17 protein-coding genes are annotated in these 16,999 nt (G+C 64.3%); 13 read left to right on the top strand and 4 right to left on the bottom strand.

Going from position 1 to position 16,999, the window contains the following annotated elements; translation table 11 throughout:
* Positions 1-11: 11 nt before the first annotated feature.
* From dacB to BUB23_RS17815, 6 genes are all read left to right on the top strand, one after another.
* A complete protein-coding gene (gene dacB / locus BUB23_RS17840) occupies positions 12-1,442 on the top strand; it encodes a D-alanyl-D-alanine carboxypeptidase/D-alanyl-D-alanine endopeptidase (RefSeq protein WP_073105591.1) in 1,431 nt (476 codons plus the stop codon).
* A 41-nt stretch (positions 1,443-1,483) separates the two neighbouring features.
* Positions 1,484-2,122 (top strand): uracil phosphoribosyltransferase, encoded by a 639-nt coding sequence (upp, locus tag BUB23_RS17835; protein ID WP_073105587.1) that lies wholly within the window; start codon positions 1,484-1,486, stop codon positions 2,120-2,122.
* 119 nt (positions 2,123-2,241) lie between these two features.
* Positions 2,242-2,970, top strand: a complete 729-nt coding sequence (locus BUB23_RS17830; RefSeq protein WP_073105584.1) for a hypothetical protein — start codon at positions 2,242-2,244, stop codon at positions 2,968-2,970.
* Positions 2,971-3,027: 57 nt separating this feature from the next.
* Positions 3,028-3,345, top strand: a complete 318-nt coding sequence (locus tag BUB23_RS17825; protein WP_073105581.1) for an ElaB/YgaM/YqjD family protein — start codon at positions 3,028-3,030, stop codon at positions 3,343-3,345.
* A gap of 15 nt (positions 3,346-3,360) precedes the next feature.
* Positions 3,361-3,786, top strand: coding sequence for a phage holin family protein (locus tag BUB23_RS17820; protein ID WP_073105577.1), 426 nt, complete (start codon positions 3,361-3,363; stop codon positions 3,784-3,786).
* Positions 3,783-4,115, top strand: coding sequence for a hypothetical protein (locus BUB23_RS17815; RefSeq protein ID WP_073105572.1), 333 nt, complete (start codon positions 3,783-3,785; stop codon positions 4,113-4,115). Before BUB23_RS17820 ends, BUB23_RS17815 begins: the two co-directional genes overlap by 4 nt.
* 14 nt (positions 4,116-4,129) lie before the next feature.
* On the opposite strand, the gene ubiD is transcribed toward BUB23_RS17815, so the two are convergent.
* Positions 4,130-5,674, bottom strand: a complete 1,545-nt coding sequence (gene ubiD, locus BUB23_RS17810; protein ID WP_073105569.1) for a 4-hydroxy-3-polyprenylbenzoate decarboxylase — start codon at positions 5,672-5,674, stop codon at positions 4,130-4,132.
* Positions 5,675-5,753: 79 nt separating this feature from the next.
* On the opposite strand from ubiD, the gene BUB23_RS17805 reads away from it, so the two are divergent.
* Positions 5,754-6,641 (top strand): transglycosylase SLT domain-containing protein, encoded by an 888-nt coding sequence (locus BUB23_RS17805; protein ID WP_073105565.1) that lies wholly within the window; start codon positions 5,754-5,756, stop codon positions 6,639-6,641.
* Between the two features lie 5 nt (positions 6,642-6,646).
* Here the strand turns inward: BUB23_RS17805 and BUB23_RS17800 are convergent, their stop codons facing one another.
* Positions 6,647-7,804 carry a pyridoxal phosphate-dependent aminotransferase gene (locus tag BUB23_RS17800; RefSeq protein WP_073105559.1) on the bottom strand — a complete coding sequence of 386 codons (1,158 nt, stop codon included), beginning with the start codon at positions 7,802-7,804 and terminating at the stop codon, positions 6,647-6,649.
* Positions 7,805-7,889: 85 nt separating this feature from the next.
* Between BUB23_RS17800 and BUB23_RS17795 the strand changes: the two genes are divergently transcribed.
* The 4 genes from BUB23_RS17795 to BUB23_RS17780 all read left to right on the top strand — a co-directional run bounded on the left by BUB23_RS17795 (position 7,890) and on the right by BUB23_RS17780 (position 12,878).
* Positions 7,890-8,816 carry a hypothetical protein gene (locus BUB23_RS17795; protein ID WP_073105556.1) on the top strand — a complete coding sequence of 309 codons (927 nt, stop codon included), beginning with the start codon at positions 7,890-7,892 and terminating at the stop codon, positions 8,814-8,816.
* A 99-nt stretch (positions 8,817-8,915) separates the two neighbouring features.
* Positions 8,916-11,210: an NADP-dependent malic enzyme gene (locus BUB23_RS17790; RefSeq protein ID WP_073105553.1), complete on the top strand. Its 2,295-nt coding sequence runs from the start codon at positions 8,916-8,918 to the stop codon at positions 11,208-11,210.
* Positions 11,185-12,411: a patatin-like phospholipase family protein gene (locus tag BUB23_RS17785; RefSeq protein WP_073105551.1), complete on the top strand. Its 1,227-nt coding sequence runs from the start codon at positions 11,185-11,187 to the stop codon at positions 12,409-12,411. Before BUB23_RS17790 ends, BUB23_RS17785 begins: the two co-directional genes overlap by 26 nt.
* On the top strand, positions 12,408-12,878 hold the full coding sequence (locus tag BUB23_RS17780) for a barstar family protein (protein WP_073105548.1): 471 nt from the start codon (positions 12,408-12,410) through the stop codon (positions 12,876-12,878). The genes BUB23_RS17785 and BUB23_RS17780 overlap by 4 nt, the downstream gene beginning before the upstream one ends.
* Before the next feature lie 22 nt (positions 12,879-12,900).
* Here BUB23_RS17780 and BUB23_RS17775 read toward each other — a convergent pair whose 3' ends face one another.
* Entirely contained in the window at positions 12,901-13,641 is a 741-nt protein-coding gene (locus tag BUB23_RS17775; protein ID WP_073105546.1) for a 16S rRNA (uracil(1498)-N(3))-methyltransferase, read from the bottom strand.
* Between the two features lie 161 nt (positions 13,642-13,802).
* On the opposite strand from BUB23_RS17775, the gene BUB23_RS17770 reads away from it, so the two are divergent.
* The gene (locus BUB23_RS17770) at positions 13,803-14,498 is read left to right on the top strand and encodes a PadR family transcriptional regulator (protein ID WP_073105545.1); all 696 of its coding nucleotides are present in this window, start codon (positions 13,803-13,805) and stop codon (positions 14,496-14,498) included.
* Positions 14,499-14,520: 22 nt separating this feature from the next.
* The gene (locus tag BUB23_RS17765) at positions 14,521-15,336 is read left to right on the top strand and encodes a siderophore-interacting protein (RefSeq protein WP_143161032.1); all 816 of its coding nucleotides are present in this window, start codon (positions 14,521-14,523) and stop codon (positions 15,334-15,336) included.
* 53 nt (positions 15,337-15,389) lie between these two features.
* On the opposite strand, the gene BUB23_RS17760 is transcribed toward BUB23_RS17765, so the two are convergent.
* Entirely contained in the window at positions 15,390-16,997 is a 1,608-nt protein-coding gene (locus tag BUB23_RS17760) for an ATP-dependent DNA ligase (protein WP_073105540.1), read from the bottom strand.
* Between the last annotated feature and the right edge of the window lie 2 nt (positions 16,998-16,999).

Below are 16,999 nucleotides of genomic sequence, written 5' to 3'. Positions count from 1 at the left end.
GGGTTGATCTCATGAAAAAGAACGGCTGGCGGGGCGCCGGCGGCCTGGCCTGCGCGGCGGCATTCCTGTTCGCCACGCAGGCGCTGGCGCAGGCTTTGCCCGCCGATCTGGAAAAATCATGGCGCGCCACGCGCCTGCCCGACAGCTCGCTTTCCCTGGTCGTCCAGGAAATCGGCGGGCCTCGCCTGATGGCCATGAACGCTTCGACGCCGCGCAATCCCGCCTCGGTCATGAAAATGGTGACGACCTGGAGCGCCTTGTCGGGGCTGGGGCCCGACTATACCTGGCGCACGGCGTTCCACGCCAAGGGCGGCGGCCAGATCGACGCCCAGGGCAGCCTGGCCGGGCCCTTGTACCTGAAAGCGGGGGGCGACCCTCTGCTTACCATAGAGGACTTGTGGGGGCTGCTGCGCGAATTGCGCTTGCGCGGCATCAAGAATCTGACCGAAGTCGTGGTCGACCGGTCGCGCTTCGGCCGGGTAAGCACAGACCCGGGCGAATTCGACGGCGCGGCCGACCGGCCCTACAACGCCAGCCCGGACGCCATGATGGTGGGGCTGGGCGCGGTGCGCCTGCTGTTCCAGCCCGACCGCCAGGCCCGCAAATGGATACCGATAGTCGATCCGCCCTTGCAGGGGATACGCATAAACGGCGACATCAAATGGAGCAATGTGGCTTGCCCGGGGTCGCCCTCCATTGCCACGCAGATAGTGCCGGCGGGCCGGGACATCGTGGTGAACGTCAGCGGCACGGCGGCCGGGTCCTGCGGCGAATTCAGCGTCTATCGGCTGGCCTTGTCGCAGCCGGATTACTTTTCCGCGCTGTTCCAGATGTTGTGGAAGGAATTGGGCGGCACGCTGGCCAAGGGGCTGCGGGACGGCAAGGTCGCGGCCGGCGCCGAGCCGGTGGTGTGGCACGAATCCGAAAGCCTGGCCAACACCATACGCCAGATCAACAAGCAAAGTAATAACGTCATGGCGCGGACCTTGTTCCTTACGCTGGGCGCCGAGCGCATGGGCGAGGGCGCCACGCCTCAAAGCGGGGCGAGCGCCACGCTTGCCGTCCTGAACGGGCAGAGGGTGGACACGCGCGGCTGGGTCCTGGACAACGGCGCCGGCCTGTCGCGCGAAGGGCGCGTGACGGCCGATGGGCTGGCGGGCATGCTCGATGCCGCCTGGCGGTCGCCGCTGATGCCTGAATTCATTTCTTCGCTGGCGATTTCCGGCGTGGACGGGACGGTGCGGCGGCGCCTGCGCAATGACGAAGTCAAGGGCATGGCCCATCTCAAAACCGGCACATTGCGCGATGTGCGCGCGCTGGCGGGCTATGTGCTCGGCGCCAGCGGCAAGCGCTACATCCTGGTGAGCATCGTCAACGACGAGCGTTCGGCGGGCGTGCGCGCCTTTGACGATGCCCTGGTCAGCTGGCTGGCCGCGCGCTAGCCGGCGCAGAATGTATCCACATTTTTTTTGCAGGAAGCTTTATGCCCATACATGAAATCCGCCATCCCTTGATACGCCACAAGCTGGGGCTGATGCGCCGCGCCGACCTGAGCACGAAAAATTTCCGCGAAATGGCCCAGGAAATCGCCGCTTTGCTGACCTACGAGGCATCCAAGGACCTGCCCCTGGAGCCGGCCAGCATCGAAGGCTGGTGCGGGGCCGTCGATGTCGAGAAGCTGGCGGGCAAGAAAGTGACGGTGGTGCCCATCCTGCGCGCCGGGATAGGTATGCTCGACGGCGTGCTCAGCCTGATTCCGGGCGCGAAAGTCAGCGCGGTCGGCATTGCCCGCAACGAAGAAACCCTGCAGGCCCAGGCCTATCTGGAGCGCCTGGTGGGCCAGCTGGACCAGCGCCTGGCCCTGATCGTCGATCCCATGCTGGCGACCGGCGGGTCCATGGTCGCCACCATAGATTTGTTGAAGAAAGCCGGCTGCGTCAATGTGCGCGCCCTCGTCCTGGTGGCGGCGCCGGAAGGCATACGGGCTGTCGAGGCGCGCCATCCCGATGTGCATATCTACACGGCTTCGATAGACAGCCACCTGGACGGCAAGGGCTACATCATCCCTGGCCTGGGCGACGCCGGCGACCGCATTTTCGGCACGCGCCAGAAGGACGCATGAGGCGCCGGCGCGGCCGGGCGGTGCAACAGTACCTCATGTTTCCTTACGTTTGTTTGTCTTTTGTCTAAACCGGCCATAGTAAATGCGGTAGTATGAAGTTCAGCCATACCCTAGAGGCAATGCTTATGCGTTTTATCCAGTATTCGAGCAGTGCACTGCTGGCTTTGGCGCTTACGTCAACCGCGGCTTACGCCGGGCTCTGCGAAGCGCCCTTCATGCACGACGGCGGCCAGGCCCAGCTCAGCGGATCGGGCGGCATGCAGTTAGGCGCCGACCTGAGCTTTTCCGACGTCCGCAAGGACGGCGCCGACAGCTGCGAGGCCCGGGTGCAAGGCACTGCCACTTTCGGCCTGGCCGGCCTGCCCCCCGGCAAGTCGTCCCTGGATTACTGGATGGCCGTGAAGAGCGGCAAGGCCTCCTTCGAGCGGCGCGATGCCCAGGGCAAGCGCGAGCCCGTCAATGGCAAGTTCGATTTGCGCATGCTGGGCCTGTTCGCCTATGGCGCGCCGGTCACCAAGGCCGGGCAAACCTTTCCGGCGATGCGCTTCCAGATCAATGTCGATCACAAGGCCGTGCAAACCCAGCCGATCGTGGTCAATACCGGGCTCAAGAAAGTGGGCGAGCGTCAAACCATACAAACCGCCACCGGCAGCCAGTCCTGCTGGCCCATCCGCTATACACGCATTACCGATCCGACCCAGGCGTCTTTCAATGGCCTGGTGCTTCCCGTGCCCGGCATGACCTCGGCGGTTACCGACTGGTTCTGCCCCGATGTGCATATGGTCATGAAGCAGGAAAGCGAACAGAGCGGGGTGGCGTCCGTGGTCGAGGTGACCAAACTCCGCTAGTGGGCATTAAAAGTTACTCCATCGTTGTACTAACCCAATCTTGATTAGGAGCTGATCATGGCGACAAAGAAAAATGTAGCAGCAACAGAAGAGGAATTCATCGACAGCGTCAAGGCCAGCCTGGACGACGCCGAGAAACTGCTGCGCGAAGCGGCTTCATCGACGGGCGACAAAGCCGCGGAATTGCGGGAAAGCGCCATGCAGTCCCTGCGCCGCACACGCGAAGCCCTATACGACACGCAGGACGCCTTGCTGGAACGCGGCCGCCGCGCGGCCCGCGTCACCGACGATTATGTCCATGACAACCCCTGGCAGGCGATAGGCATGGCTGGGCTGGCTGGCGTGCTGATCGGTGCGCTTATCTGCCGCCGTTAAAGCAAAGGGCACACCATGGCGCTCCGACAATCCGTTGGCGAACTGGCATGCACATTGCTGTCCATCGTACGCACCCGACTTGAGCTGTTTTCGCTGGAAGCCGCAGGGCAGAAGGCGCATCTCATCACCATTCTGGGCATGGCGTTCGGGGCGCTGCTCTTCCTGACCCTGGCGGTTCTGGTCTTTTCTATCGCCGTAGCCTTGTATTTCTGGCCCACGGACCAGCGCTATGTCGCCCTCGGGCTGCTGGCGCTGTTCTATGGCTTGCTGGGCTGCGGCTTGTTCCTGGCGGTGCGCAGCAAGCTGCTTTTCGCGCCCATCCCGTTTGCCGCCACGGTGGACGAGTTGCGCCGCGATCTGAGCCTGCTGGAGCGCTTGCGCGAGCCGTCTTCGCCGTCCGGGCAGTCATTTGAACAGTCCTCGAGCAGGGATCTGCGATGAAAAAATCCTTGTCCGCCAAAGAACGGGCCTTGCAAGTCGAACTAATGCGCGCCCGCGCCGCGCTGGAGCGCCAAAGCCTGGCGCGCGACCTCAATGGGCTGAGCCAGTCCATGAGGCCGGCGGCGCTCATGCATGCGCTGTTTCCGCGGCTGTCTTCCAGGAAACCTTCCGACTGGCTATTCCAGGCGCTGGCGCTGAGCCGGCAATATCCTTTGCTGGCGTCCGGCGCCTCGGCGCTGCTTACCGGCATAGGCAAGCGCCGGCGTTTGTGGCGCATAGGCGCCGGCCTGCTGCTCAGTTGGCAGGTCGCGCGCGCCATGAAGAAATAGCCGGCGCCTCCGCCTTACAATCCCAATTCGCCCCACATGGCGTCCACCCGCGTTTTGACGGCGGCGTCCATGTGTATGGGCGTGCCCCATTCGCGTTGCGTTTCGCCCGGCCATTTGTTGGTGGCATCCATGCCCATCTTTCCGCCCAGGCCGGACACGGGCGAGGCGAAATCCAGGTAGTCGATGGGTGTGTTCTCGACCAGCAGGGTATCGCGCACCGGGTCCATGCGGGTAGTCATGGCCCAGATCACTTCCTTCCAGTCCCGGGTATCGATATCGTGGTCCACCACGACTATGAATTTCGTGTACATGAACTGGCGCAATACGCTCCATATGCCGAACATCACGCGCTTGGCGTGGCCGGGGTATTGCTTGCGTATGGACACGACCGCCAGGCGGTAGCTGCACCCTTCGGGCGGCAGATAGAAATCCACGATCTCGGGGAAGGTTCGTTTCAGTATCGGCACGAAGACTTCGTTCAGGGCGACGCCCAGTATGGCGGGCTCATCTGGCGGCTTTCCCGTATAGGTGCTGTGGTAGATGGGATTGCGGCGCATGGTGATGCGCTCGACCGTGAAGACGGGAAACCAGTCTTTTTCATTGTAATAGCCGGTATGGTCGCCGTATGGCCCTTCCAGCGCCATTTCATAGCCGCTGGCGGGCGGCCCCGAAGCGCCGTCCGGCACTGCCGGCTCGATGGCGCGCGGGTCCGACGAGGGCAATATATGGCCTTCGAGGACGATTTCGGCGTAGGCGGGGACGGACAGGTCGCTGCCCAGCGCCCGGGTGACTTCGGTGCGCGAGCCGCGCAGCAGGCCGGCGAACTGATATTCCGAAAGGCTGTCGGGCACCGGGGTCACGGCCCCCAGTATGGTCGCCGGATCCGCCCCCAGCGCCACGGCAATGGGGAAGGGCGCGCCGGGATTGCCCAGGGCATGATCGCGAAAGTCCAGGGCGCCCCCGCGATGCGACAGCCAGCGCATGATGAGTTTGTTGCGGCCTATGAGCTGCTGGCGGTAGATGCCCAGGTTCTGGCGCTTGGCATTGGGGCCGCGGGTGATCACCAGCCCCCATGTCAGCAGCGGGGCGATGTCGCCGGGCCAGCAGCGTTGCAGCGGAATCTGGTTCAAGTCGACATCGTCGCCTTCGAGGACGATATCCTGGCAGGGCGCGCCTTTGACCGACTTGGGGCTCATGTCCCACAGGGCGGCCTTGAGCATGGACACTTTGGCCAGCGCGTCGCGCAGGCCGCGGGGCGCCTCGGGTTCGCGCAGGGACGCCAGCAATTCGCCGGTCTGGCGCAGGGCGCCGACGTCTTCGGCGCCCATCCCCCAGGCGACCCGCCTGGGCGTGCCGAATAGGTTGGTCAGCACCGGTATGGCGGCGCGCGATCCATTATGCATGGGGTGTTCGAACAGCAGGGCCGGGCCCGCCGCGCGCAGCACGCGGTCGCTGATCTCGGTCATTTCGAGATCCGTCGATACGGGAGCCGTCAGGCGCTTGAGTTCGCCCGCGCTTTCCAGTTGCGCGATAAAGTCTCTTAGGTCACGGTATTTCACAGAGTTCGCCGATCAGGTTACATTAGTACGACAGGCTAAGGTTAACATCGAGTCTCATTATTTCATCGAAAGGGGCGCAATGGCCGTGATTGGTTCCGGCAGTCTGGTAAGCCGTTCGGCGCGCGGCGCAATGTATCAGATGGGCGAGCTCATGCATGTCTGCGCCGTCTACTTGGGGATCGCCGTGCTGGTCACCCTGGCGCTCAGCGCCACGGTGCCCTCTTTGCGCGAGCAGGCCAGGCAAGTGCACGCGGCGCTGGTGCTGGTCCTGCGCCCCGACGGGCTCAAGGGCGATGTGTTCGCTACGCTGGGCGCGGACCAGAGCGGGATATTCCTGGGGGGCGAGGACTTCGACGCGGACGATGCCGAGCCGCCGCCCGCGGCGCCGCCCGCCGGGGGGCCGGCGCCGCCCCCGGCCGTGAAACCGGCGCCGCCGCCCGTGGCCGCCCCGCCCAATTTCAGCAAGGCCTTGAGCGCCTCGATGGCGGGGCAGCCCATCGCGGGTGTCACCCCGGCCCAGGCGCAGGCCTTGCGCAGCTATATCGCGCGCAAGTACAAAATCGCTCATAGCGTGGCCGGGGCGCTGATCAATACGGCATTCCTGGTCGGCAATGAAACCAAGCTGGATCCCCAGCTGTTGTTGGCGGTGATCGCGATTGAGTCCCGCTACAACCCCTACGCCGAAAGCCATGTGGGCGCGCAAGGCCTCATGCAGGTGATGACCAAGGTCCACAAGGAAAAATTCGATGCCTTCAACGAAGGCTCCATCGCCGCGCTCAATCCGATAGCCAATATCCGCGTGGGTTCGCAAATCCTGCGCGACTGCATCAAGCGCCGCGGTTCGGAAGAGGGCGGCCTGGCCTGCTACGTGGGCGCCACCGGGCCCAGCGACGGCGGTTATGGCGCCAAGGTGCTGGCCGAAAGGCGGCGCATTGCCCTGGCTTCGGGCATCCCCATAGGGCGTTGAGGCGCTCAGGCCAGGAAGCGTTCCATGCGCTGCACGGCTTCCTGCAGGCGGTCCAGCCCCGTCGTATACGAGAACCGCATGCTGTAAGAGGCATGCGCCGGGCCGAAATCCCTGCCGGGCACGGCCGCCACGCCGGCCTCGTGCAGCAGCCGGTGGGAAAAATCCCCGCTGTCCTGGCTGTGCTGGCGGATATCGGCATATATGTAGAAGGCGCCATCGGGCGCGACCGGAACCCGCAACCCCAGGCGTTCGAGCTCGGGCAGCAGGTAGTCGCGGCGCTGCTTGAATGACAGGCGCCGGTTTTCATAGATGCGCATGACTTCCGGCTCGAAGCAGGTGATCGCCGCGTGCTGCGCCAGGGACGGGGCGCAGATGGCCAGGCTGGCCGCCAGCTTTTCGATGGCCGGCACCATATGCGGCGGGGCGATCAGCCAGCCCAGGCGCCAGCCCGTCATGTGGAAGTATTTCGAGAAGCTGTTGATGATGACGATATTGTCGTCCAGCGTCAGGGCGCTTTGCGGGACATCGCCGTAATACAGGCCGAGGTAGATCTCGTCCATGATCACGAAGCCGCCGCGCTGCCTGACCTCGCCTATCAAGGCTTGCAGGTCCTCCCTGGCTATCGTTGTGCCGGTCGGGTTGCTGGGCGAGGCGATCAGCACGCCGCGGGTCGCCGGGCCCCAGTGCTCGCGTATGGCGGCCGCGTCCAGCTGGAAGCGCTGCCGGGCCGAGCAGGGGATCAGCCGCGGTATGCCGCCGGCCGCGGTGATGAAATTCTGGTTGGCCGGATACGACGGGTCCGGCATCAGGACTTCGTCGCCCGGATCGATCAGGGCCATGGCCGCCAGCAGCAGGGCGCCCGAGGCGCCGGCGGTCACGATGACGCGGTCGGGATCGAGCGCCGCGCCGAAGTGCTGCTCGTAATACAGGGCGATGGCGGCGCGCAGGGGCGCTATGCCCGCCGGCGAGGTATAGGCGCTCAGCCCGGCCTGCGAGGCCCGGTTCAGGGTTTCAACGACCTGGGGCGGCGCCGTAAAATCAGGTTCGCCGATTCCCAGGCTGATGATATCGCGGCCCTGCGCATTCAGCGCGCTGGCCTGTTTGAAGAGTTCCACAGCGTAGAATGGCATCACTTGTTCAGTACGCTTGGCAAGGCGGGGCATAAGGCGCAGTCTCAGGCAAAAAGCAAGATTGTAGCGCCCGCATTGCCGTCTGATCATTTTCAAGGTCGTTCAAAGGAAGTAAAAAATGGAGTCTCGTTCTCGCCGGGCCTTTCTGACGGGCAGGCGCTTGTCCCAAAACCCATGGGAGGCGTTTTGCCAGCGCGTGCGCCGCGTGGTGGCCGGTACGTTTTTCGAATTCGAGATGCACGAAGGCGTCGGCAGCGCCCGCCTTATTCCCAGGCAGGGCAGCGATGTGCACCAGGCCAGGGCCTTGTGCGCGGAATATGGGGTGGTGATGGCGCTGGACGGCATGCAGCATGCCGCAAGGCTCAATGACCAGCCCGTGCTCTGGGTCGAGCCGGGGCGCGATATGGCGGGCTGCCAGCGGCTCGAGCCAGGCGGCAGCAAATGGTTTGTACAGCCGGGCTGCCTGCTGGGCGAGCTCGAGGCCGCCGGCCTGCGGCAGTTCGCCGACTTGCCCTGCCACATCACCGTCGCCGCCTGGCTGGCCGACCGCACGCTGTGCGACTGGGACGCCGGTGAAACCTACAAGTCCGGCATCGAGCACGCCTGCGTGCTGCTGGCCGACGGCTCCAGCGTCAACCTGGGGCCTTTTGGCGAACGCAACCAAAAGCCGCTGGACGGCTTGCGCCTGCAGCAGCTCGTGCCCGTCCTGTTCCAGACGGCGGCGCATCCGGATGCGCTGGCTTGCCGGCAGGCCGCGCGCTGGCCCGGCCGCTACCGCCTCGACGCCCTGCTGCCCGCCGCCGGGCAAACCACCAATCTGTCGCACCTGCTGCTGGGGCATGGCAGCGACCTGGGCTGGGTGGAATGGATAGTGCTGGACCAGGAGCAGGCGCAGCCGCAGGTCGAGGCGCCCTATGCCGAACGCTATTCCTCGCGGAAAAACGGGCAGGACGAACTCGGCACGCGCGCGGCCGACCTGGACGCCCGCGTGAAGACGCTTTTCGACCCCGCCGAGGTATTCCCCTACCCCGGCCAGGATGTCTGAACGGCAGCGCGCCTGTTGTTTATATGGCGTATAGACATGTTCTAAACCCCGTCCAAAGGCTAGAATGTCTGTCTCTCACTCTAGACTATAAAAAACACCATGGAAGAAAATTTTCGCAAAGCGGCTCTGGAATACCATGAGCACGGGCGCCCCGGCAAAATCTCCGTTACGCCAACCAAGCAGTTGTCGAATCAGCGCGACCTCGCCTTGGCGTATTCCCCGGGAGTCGCGGCCGCTTGCGAAGAAATCGTCTCCGATCCCGCCAATGCGTTCCGCTACACGGCGCGCGGCAACCTGGTAGGCGTCATCACCAATGGCACGGCGGTGCTGGGCCTGGGCAATATCGGCGCGCTGGCGTCCAAGCCCGTCATGGAAGGCAAGGCGGTCCTGTTCAAGAAGTTTGCCGGCATCGACGTGTTCGACATCGAAATCAACGAAACCGACCCCGACAAGCTGGTCGACATCATCGCCGGCCTGGAACCGACTTTCGGCGGCATCAACCTCGAGGACATCAAGGCGCCGGAATGCTTCACGGTCGAACGCAAGCTGCGCGAACGCATGAACATCCCGGTCTTCCACGATGACCAGCACGGCACGGCCATTTGCGTTTCCGCGGCCTTCATCAACGGCCTGGAAGTCGTCGGCAAGGACATCAAGAAAATCAAGGTGGCGGTGTCGGGCGCGGGCGCGGCGGCCCTGGCCTGTCTGGATCTGCTGGTGGACCTGGGCCTGCCGCTCGAAAATATCTGGGTGACCGATATAGAAGGGGTGGTGTACAAGGGCCGCAAGACGCTCATGGACCCCGACAAAGAGCGTTTTGCGCAGGAGACCCCGGCCCGCAAGCTGGGCGAGGTCATCGACGGCGCCGACGTATTCCTGGGGCTGTCGGCGGGCGGGGTGCTGAAACCCGAAATGGTCGCCAAGATGGCCGCCAAGCCGCTGATCCTGGCGCTGGCCAATCCCAATCCCGAAATACTTCCCGAAGACGCCCACGCGGTGCGCGGCGACGTGGTCATGGCGACCGGCCGCTCCGATTACCCCAACCAGGTCAATAACGTCCTGTGCTTCCCCTATATTTTCCGCGGCGCCCTGGATGTCGGCGCCACCACCATTACGCGCGGCATGGAAAAAGCGGCCGTCATTGCCATTTGCAAGCTGGCCCAGGAAGAACAGAACGATGTGGTGGCCGCCGCCTACGGCACTTACGGCGTCTGCTTCGGCCCTGAATACTTCATTCCCAAGCCCTTCGACCCGCGCCTGATCGTGCGCATCGCGGTGGCCGTGGCGGTCGCGGCCATGCAGGACGGCGTGGCCACCCGGCCCATTGCCGATATCGAAAGCTATGCCGAGCAGTTGCAGCAATTCGTATATCGCTCGGGCTCCTTCATGAAACCGCTGTTCTCGGACGCCAAGAAGCTGGTGCGCGATGGCGGCAAGTCGCGCATCGTATTCACCGAAGGCGAGGACGAGCGCGTCCTGCGCGCGGTGCAGATCATCGTCGACGAAAAAGTCGCCAAACCCATTCTGGTGGGGCGTCCGGCCGTGCTGGCCGACCGCATCAAGAAATTCGGCCTGCGCCTGCGCCTGGGCCACGATGTCGAAGTGACCAACCCGGACTACGATGAACGGTTCCACCGCTACTGGACGACCTACTGGGAATTGATGTGCCGCCGCGGCATCAGCAAGGAAATGGCGCGCGTCGAAATGCGCCGCCGGCTGACCCTGATCGGCGCCATGATGGTGCATCTGGGCGACGCCGACGGCATGGTGTGCGGCACCGTGGGCGCCTATGCCGACCATTTGCGCTTCATCGATGAAGTCATAGGCAAGGCGCCCGGCGCCAAAATCTACGCCGCCATGAACATACTGCTGCTGGCCGAGCGCACCATAGCCCTGGCCGACACCCATATCAATGACAATCCCGACGCCGAGCAGGTCGCCGAGATCACCGTGGCGGCGGCCGCTGAAATGCGGCGCCTGAATATCGAACCCAAGGTCGCCCTGTTGTCGCGCTCCAATTTCGGAACCGGCAGTTCGTCGTCGGGCAGCAAGATGCAAGCGGCTCTCGCCCTGGTGCGCGAACGCGAGCCCGGGCTCGAGATCGACGGCGAAATGCATGGCGATTGCGCCCTCGACGAGGCCTTGCGCAAGCGCATCATGCCGTTGACCACATTGCAGGGGGAGGCCAATCTCCTGATATGCCCCAACGTCGATTCGGGCAATATCGCCTACAACCTGCTCAAGACGGCCGCGGGCGGCAATGTGGCGGTGGGGCCCTTCCTGCTGGGCGCCAACGCGCCCATCCATATCCTGACGTCCAGCTCCACCGTGCGCCGCATTGTGAACATGGCAGCTCTCACGGTTGTCGATGCGAACACCCCCCGCAGCAGCTGACGGGGTCGCTGTCAGCGGTTCGCCCGTCGGACTGATCCTGACAGGGGGCGGCGCGCGGGCCGCCTATCAGGTGGGCGTGCTGTCGGGCATCATGGACATCCTCGACCCGGCCCGCGCGCCGGGTTTCGCCAATCCCTTTGCGATTATCTGCGGTTCCTCCGCCGGCGCCATCAATGCGGCGGCGATGGCCTGCTTCGCCGACGACCCACATACCGGAATGGAGCGCCTGCGCAAGCTGTGGAGCGACCTGCACACCGGCATGGTGTACCGCGCCGATGCGGCGGGCCTGCTGCGCACCGGCCTGCTGTGGCTGGGCATTCTGGCCATGGGCTGGCTGCTGCCGGGCCTGCGCAATCGCCAGCCGCAATCCTTGCTCGACAACCAGCCGCTGGGCGAGCTGTTGTCCGCGACGCTGGATTTCGACCGCCTGCGGGACAACCTTTCCAGGAACCACCTGGATGCGCTGGCCATAACGGCCACCGCCTACACGACGGGCGAGCATTTGACCTTCTACCAATCGCACGGCACCATCAAGCCGTGGCAGCGTTCGCTGCGGCAAGCCGTGCCCTGCGCGATAGGGGTGGATCACCTCCTGGCATCCAGTTCCATACCATTCATCTTTCCCGCCCGGGCCATGCTGGTGCGAGGCCAGACCGCGTGGTGCGGCGACGGATCGATGCGGCAGCTGGCCCCCATGAGCCCGGCGATACACCTGGGCGCCAAGAAAATATTCGTGATAGGCACGGGCTATAACGACGATACCCATCCTGAAAAGCGCAAGGTCGACACGAAATACCCTACACTGGCGCAAATTGGCGGGCACGCCTTGTCGAATATCTTCCTGGACAGCATCTCGATGGATGTCGAGCGCATGGAAAGAATAAACGGGCTGCTTGCGCAGTTGCCACCAAATGTATTAAAAAGCCAGTCGTTGCGTCCGGTCAGCACTTTTTCGATTACACCCAGCCGGTCCCTGGACGAGATCGCCCTGGCGCACCTGGAACAAATGCCGCGCGCTGCGCGCGCCCTTTTCCGCGTTATCGGTGTATCGTCGAATTCCAGGCAAGCCAGCGGCGGCGCGCTAATCTCATATTTGTTGTTCGAGGCCAGCTATACCCAAGAGCTTATCCGTTTGGGACGAGCCGATAGCATGAGCCGTATTGAAGAAGTAAAAGCGTTTTTCAAGGAGACGCCAGAATGAACCAGGCGCAGTCATTGCAAAAGAAATTGCAAAAAGGCGGTTTGATGGATGTTTCCGCAGTTTCTCGGGACGAAGTGATAGTCGCCGCCGGCGCGCTGGGCATGACTGCTTTTGTGGTGGATTGTGACCGGGCCAGAAGTCGTTCCGCTGTATTGCGCGCCGTCGTCAAGGCCGTGGATTTTCCCGAGTATTTCGGCGGAAACCTGGATGCGCTGTACGATTGCCTGTGCGATACCCTGCTGGACCAGAAAACAGGCATGTTTTTATGGTTTCATAATCTGCATTCCGGCGATCCGGCGCTCAGCGACGATGCCCAAGCCATTCTGGGCGTATGCGCCGATGTGGTGGAGTTCGCCTCGAATAATGAAAAGTGCTTTACCTATGTCGTGGAGCACGCCGGCAGGCATCCGGACCCCGAACCGGGGATATCGCCCACGCCGTATTCCGGCTCGCGTTCGCCCGAATGAGCCCGCGTTCCGGGCGGCGGCCCTAGGTCCAGCCGCGCAGGGCGCTGACGGCGGCGATCAGGGCCAGGCCGGCGGTTTCGGTGCGCAGCACGCGTTTGCCGAAACTGACGGGAGTCAGGCCATGGCGCTCTACGGCGGCCTGTTCTTCTTTCGACCAGCCCCCTTCGGGCCCCACCAGAAGCGCCAGGCTATCCTGGCCCGGCGCAAGAGCCTGGGCCAGTGTATCCGGGCTGCCCGGATGGCAGAACAGGGTCGCGGCGGCTGATTGTTGCCTGGCGTCCTGCGCCAGGTAGTCCGGGAGGGGCAGGGGGTCGTCGATTTCCATGATGCGGTTGCGGCCGCTTTGCTCGCTCGCCGCTTGCGCAATCCGGCGCCAGTGCTGCATGCGCTTGCGCAATCGTTCGCCCGTCAGCTGCAGCACGCTGCGTTGGGCTGCAATGGGAACGAGGCGCCTGGCGCCCAGTTCCACGGCCTTTTCCACGATCCAATCCATTTTGTCGCCGGCGGGAATGCCTTGCACCAAGGTGATGTCGCCATCCAGTTCGGCCTCGGCGGGGTCGTGCTCGCCGACGGCTGCCAGGCCGTTCTTGCCTTCGATCAGCAGCCGCGCCGGATACTGCCCGCCCTGGCCGTTGAACAGGATGATGTCCGAATCGGGTTTCAGCCGCAGCACGCGTATGGCGTGATGCGCCAGTTCGGGCGGCAGTTCGATGGTGGCATTGGCCGCCAGGGCAGCGGGGCAGAAGAATCGGGGGGTGGCCATAAGACAAATACCGGACGGTGATCAAGACCGAAATGATACTGTCACATTCCCATATCGACACAGCGGCGTGTAAAACACCCCGGCCGGCGGTGCCCGCCCCTTGACTTCCATCTCGTCATAAACTATCGTACGACATATCTTAAGATATAAAAGGACGAAGAATGCATACCCACGACAGGATGAAATTGCAGCACAGCATATCCGGAACCCACGCGCGGGCGCTATGGCTGGCGCTGCGCGGGCACCACGGCCGGCACGGCGGCGGCCGGGGCGCCATGGACGATGACGACGGCATGGGCGGCGATGGCGCCGGCGGGCGCCTGACGCGCGGGCGCAAGTTTGGCTCGGACGAATTGCAATTGATGCTGCTGGCCCTGCTGGAAGAGCGACCCAGCCACGGCTATGAGCTCATCAAGGAATTGGACGCCCGGTCCAATGGCTTTTACAGCCCCAGCCCGGGCATGGTCTACCCCGCGCTGACGTATCTCGAAGAACTCGATTACGCGACGATAGAGGCGCACGGAAACCGCAAGCGCTACCATCTTGCCGAACCGGGACGCCTCCACCTGGAAGCCAATCGCGACCGCGTCGAACTGCTCTTCGCCGGCCTCAAGCATATGGCGCGGAAAATGGCCTGGGTGAAGCAGGCCCTGAACGACGAAGCGGCTACCGACCGCGCCGCGGTCGAGGCCGACGGGTGGCTGCCTGAGTTCGTCGCCGCGCGCCGGGCCTTGAAGACAGCCTTGCTGCGGCGTACCGACGCCTCCGCCGCCGAGCAACGGCGGATCGCCGCGGTCCTCGAACGCGCGGCGTCCGAAATCCTGGGCGACGCCGCTGCGCCTTCCCGATCTATTTAGGAACCACCATATGAATGCTTTAATGAACCCTGGACGATTGGCGCTGCAGAAAGTTCGCCATCCTCTCAAGACGCGGATGTTGCAGGTGCTGCGCGTGTCGCGGCTTGCGCCGTCGCTGGTGCGCGTAACCTTCACCGGAGACGACTTGGCCGATTTCATATCGGCGTCGTTCGATGACCATGTCAAACTGTTCTTGCCGCCTTCGCCAGGCGTCCGGCCCGTATTGCCTGTCATTGGTCCGCAAGGGCCGGTTTTCCCCGAAGGAGAGCCGCGTCCGATTGCGCGGGATTACACGCCGCGCCGATACGATCCAGCGGCGCGCGAACTCGACATTGATTTCGTGTTGCACGGCAGCGGCCCCGCGGCGACCTGGGCCGCTCAAGCCGCCGCGGGCCAGTACGCCGGCATTGCCGGGCCGCGCGGCTCCTTCGTCATTCCGCCGGAATTCGACTGGCATCTATTGATCGGGGACGAGTCGGCGCTGCCGGCCATTGGCCGCAGGCTGGCCGAGCTGCCCGAAGGCAAGCGTGTACTGGCCGTCATCGAAACAGGGCATCCCGGCGCCCAGATCGAGCTCGAAACCCGTGCGGATGCGAGCATCCAGTGGGTGCATTGCGCCGTCGACCCCGCCGACGGAATAAGCGCTCTGGAACGCGCGGTTCGCCGGCTTCAGCTTCCCGATGGCGATGGCTATGTATGGGCCGCCGGCGAGTTTGCGTCCATCCGGGGCATACGCCAGTATCTGGTGCATGAACGCGGGCTGGACAAGTCGCGCATACGGGCCGCCAGCTACTGGCGGCGTGGCGCCAGCGCCGCCCACGAAACCTTCGACGACTAAGGCGGCCGCCCGCCCGAGGGCCTTGCGGCAATGGGCGCGCCGGCCCGTTTTCCTTACTTCGCCAGGGCTTTCAGGGTTTCCAGCTGGTCCGCCTGCGCCGCGGACTTGTCATGCCGCCAGCGCAGTATGCGCGGGAAGCGCACGGCAATGCCGGACTTGTGCCGCCGGGACAGATTGACCGCTTCGAACGCCAGCTCGAAGACATGACGGGGCTCGACCGACCGCACCGGCCCGTAGCGTTCCAGCGTGTGGGCGCGTATCCAGCGGTCCAGTTCCAGTATCTCCGGGTCGCTCAAGCCGGAATAGGCCTTGGCGACCGGCGTCAGGGCCTGCTCGTTCCACAGCCCGAATGTATAGTCGGTATAAAGGGTGCTGCGCCGCCCGTGGCCGGGCTGGGCGTACAACAGCACCGCATCTATCGTCAGCGGGTCGATTTTCCATTTCCACCAATCGCCGCGCCGCCGGCCGGCCTGGTAGGGCGCGGTCTGGCGCTTGAGCATCAGGCCTTCCACGCCGCGCTCGCGCACGCCGGCGCGTAGCAGCGCCGCTTCGTGCCAATCGGCCGCGCCCACCAGCGGCGACAGGCGCAAGGGGGAGTCGCGGGGGCCTGCCGCCAGCAGCTCTTCCAGCGCAAGACGGCGCTCGCGCTGCGGCCGCGGCCGCCAGTCTTCGCCGTCCAGCTCCAGCAGGTCATAGAGCATTACCTGGACAGGCGCTTGCTGCAGTGTTCTGGGACCCGGCTTCAGCCTTTGAATCCGGGTCTGCAGCGCGGCGAAGGGTAGCGGAGTGTCCTCGTCATCGCGCCACGCCAGCAATTCACCATCGAGCACGCAGTCCCGCGGCAGTTGCGCCGCGGCTGCCTCGATTTCGGGAAAGCGCCCGTCGAGGCGTTCTTCGCCCCTGGACCAGAGCGCTACGCCGCCGCGCCGCTTGAGCACCTGCAGCCGGATTCCATCCCATTTCCATTCGAGCATCCAGTCTGCGATATGGCCGAGCGCGCTGGCCTGGCTTTCCAGGGGCGAGGCCAGGAAAAAAGGGTAGGGCTGCTGGCTGTCCGTGGGCAATGTTTCCGGCGTGAGCAAGTCGCGCAGGAAAGCGGGGGACGGCAGCCATGCGCCCAGCATGCGCTGGGCTATGCGGGCGATGTCTATGCCCGAAAGTTCCGCGAGGGCCTGCTGCACCAGCCGCCTGGATACGCCCACGCGCAGGGAGCCGGTCAGCAGCTTGTTGAACAGCAGCCGTTGCGCCAGCGGCAGGCTGCGCCAGGCATCGGTGATGGCTTCCTGCCGGACCAGCGGCGCGTCGTTGGCGACGGGCAGGAGGCGCAATTCGATCCAATCCGCCAGCGAAATATCCACCCTGGGGAAGACGGGATCAGGCAGCAGCAGGGCCAGGGTCTCGGCCAGGTCGCCGACGTGCTCATAGCTTTCCTGCACCAGCCAATCCGACATGCCGGCCGCCGCGGCAGCCCACGCGCGCAGCTCGGACGTGGTGGCGATCTTGCGTTTCGGGCTGGTGATCTTTCCACCCGACAGCAGGTATAGCGCCCATGCGGCGTCGCGCGGCGGCGCATCGCGAAAGTAGCCTACCAGCGCGGCGCGCTTGTCCAGGGTGGCGGTGCTGCGGTCGAGTTCCTGGTAAAGAAGAGCGAAGCGTTCCATAT

Source organism: Pollutimonas bauzanensis (assembly GCF_900129885.1).
GTDB classification, from domain to species: domain Bacteria; phylum Pseudomonadota; class Gammaproteobacteria; order Burkholderiales; family Burkholderiaceae_B; genus Pollutimonas; species Pollutimonas bauzanensis.
This window is presented reverse-complemented; position numbering and strand designations above follow the sequence as displayed.